This window comes from Macellibacteroides sp., assembly GCF_050251695.1.
Taxonomy (GTDB): Bacteria; Bacteroidota; Bacteroidia; order Bacteroidales; family Tannerellaceae; genus Macellibacteroides; species Macellibacteroides fermentans.
On record NZ_JBFWMI010000187.1, the window covers coordinates 1 to 2,639 of the forward strand.

Annotated in this window: 2 protein-coding genes; both read right to left on the bottom strand. The window is 42.5% G+C overall.

Going from position 1 to position 2,639, the window contains the following annotated elements; genetic code table 11:
• The coding region (locus AB7E53_RS14920) for a DEAD/DEAH box helicase (RefSeq protein ID WP_446776595.1) at window positions 1–476 on the bottom strand (476 nt) is incomplete at its 3' end.
• Between the two features lie 9 nt (window positions 477–485).
• Complete coding sequence (recJ, locus tag AB7E53_RS14925) at window positions 486–2,210, bottom strand: single-stranded-DNA-specific exonuclease RecJ (protein WP_446776597.1); 1,725 nt, start codon at window positions 2,208–2,210, stop codon at window positions 486–488.
• Window positions 2,211–2,639: the final 429 nt, after the last annotated feature.

The following is a 2,639-nucleotide window of genomic DNA, read 5'->3' on the forward strand; positions in this document are numbered from 1 at the left end:
ACATCGGCAATGGCGAGGTAGGAGGGACGGAAGTCATATCCCCACTGAGAGATACAATGGCTTTCGTCAATTACCAGCAACGACACATTCATTGCGTAAAGCTTGGCTTTGAACAGCTCTGTAACAAGACGTTCGGGCGAGACGTAAAGAAATTTATAATCTCCGAAAATGCAATTCTCAAGCTGCGCTATTATCTCCTGACGGGTCATCCCGGCATATACAGCCGTGGCCTTTATCCCCACTTTACGCAGATTGTCCACCTGATCCTTCATAAGGGCAATCAGGGGAGTAACCACAATACATATCCCTTCCATCGCCATGGCTGGTACCTGGAAAGTAATAGATTTGCCTCCGCCGGTAGGCATCAGGCCAAGTGTATCCCTGCCCGCAGCGATGGAATGGATGATATCCTCCTGCAACGGACGAAAAGACTGGTATCCCCAGTACTTCTCTAATATCTTATGGTAGACATCCACCTCGTCCCTTCATATATCGTCTGGCTTGATGTCTTTAATCATCAGCTGTAACGATGTGTTTCCGTTATATGTGTTTTCTTCCACTGTATAGCAGATATTAAAAGGTTTCATGCCTTTAATATGCTTGCTGTGCTTATGCATGCCAAACGCAATACCGTGAATGGGACTGTTGGAATTGGCATCTATCAATTCAAGTTTAATATGTTCAAGGTCTTTCCCAACCAGTTTGCTGGTTCCGTAATCCTTTACCCGTCTGCTGCAAAATACCGGTTTCTGATTATCGGGACCAAAGGGGCTCATCTTTTTCAAGTCATGCATAAACTTGGCGTTTATGTCTTTGAAATCAAGAATTGCGTCCACATCCAATTGAGGTACCATCTGTTCCGGCACGATTTCATCGGCTGCAAGCTGAAGAAACCGATTGGTGAACGCTTCCAGGTTTTCTTCTTTTAAAGAAAGTCCGGCTGCGTAGGTATGTCCCCCGAAGTTCTCAAGCAGATCCCTGCAGCTTTCAATAGCCTTGTATATATCGAAGCCGGAAACGGAACGGGCCGAACCGGTAATAAGTTCCGATGATTTGGTGAGTACCACAGCCGGACGGTAATATTTTTCCGTTAACCGGGATGCCACAATACCGATCACACCCTTATGCCAAGCCGGATTGAAGACAACAATAGCCTTTCTGTCGGCCATATCCTGAAAATCATCTATGATAGCATTGGCTTCGTCGGTAATTTTTTTATCCAGTTCGCGGCGTTCGTCGTTGTACTGATTGATGTTTTCACTCTTTTCGCGTGCACTTTCGCTGTCTTTTGCCAGCAAAAGATCAACCGCCTCTTTACCGTTCATCATGCGGCCGGAAGCGTTGATGCGCGGACCAATCTTAAAAACGATATCAGACATGGTAATCTCCTTGCCCGTCAGACCGCAAACATCGATGATTCCTTTTAGTCCCAGACTTGGGTTGCTGTTTATCTGCTTTAGCCCGTAATAAGCCATGATCCGGTTTTCGCCCGTAATCGGAACAATATCCGATGCGATACTCACTGCACATAAATCAAGCAGTTTTTCCAAATCGGCAAAAGGAAAGTTGTTGCTTTTGGCAAATGCCTGCATGAATTTGAAGCCCACGCCACATCCCGAAAGATGCTCATAGGGATAGTTGGAATCTACACGTTTGGCATCCAGAACAGCAACCGCATCCGGCAACGTGTCGTCGGGCATATGGTGGTCGCAGATAATAAAATCGATTCCTTTTTTCTTTGCATACTCAATCTTTTCGATTGCTTTGATGCCGCAATCGAGTGATATAATTAACTTCACATCGGTATCGGCTGCATAGTCAATACCCTTATATGAGATGCCGTAACCTTCGTCGTACCGATCCGGAATATAATAATCCAATAATGTGGTATAGGGGCGTAAGAATTTGTATACCAGTGAAACAGCTGTTGTTCCGTCCACATCGTAATCGCCATATACCAATATTTTTTCCCTTTCACCCAGAGCCTTATTCAGACGCTTTACCGCTTTATCCATGTCTGGCATCAGAAAAGGATCATGCAGGTCGTTCAGACTGGGCTTAAAAAACTTATTTGCCTCTTCTTCCGTAGTTATGCCACGCTTAACAAGAAGCTGACAGATAACAGGACTTATGGCCAGCTTATCAGCCAGCTCTTTGCTTATCCGGTTTTCTTCTTCTGTCGGTTTCTGAAAATTCCATTTGTTGGTCATTATATATTTTACTTTTTTTTGTCTGTCTGGGTGCTTCAGTCAAAGCTGTAGCCGCAGAAAGTATTTCAAAACCGGTTTGGGCGGTTTAATAAACGTACACAATAAAAAAACAGATGTACTACGTCCAATACTTTTCAATCCGTAAAGTTAGATATTTCTAATGGATTATTGCAACAGTAGAAGCCGATTTATTGATTGTATTTGAAATGTAAAATTGATATAAGTCAGTTTTCGTTTTGTTTTTTACCTGTTTATTTCTGTTTTTATGAGTAATTTGGTATCTAAAACTAAATTATATCACTATAATTGATGGAAATTAGTATTCATTACTGTAGTTTTGATAAATTTAGATGGAAGCTATCCGACTGCTTCATATGGCTAAAATGAACTTTTTTATGTAGGTTTGCACCCTTAAATGATAATTTGATT

Coding starts and splice junctions, on each gene's coding strand:
- recJ (WP_446776597.1), bottom strand. CDS start 2,210: ATGACCAACAAATGGAATTTTCAGAAACCGACAGAAGAAGAAAACCGG.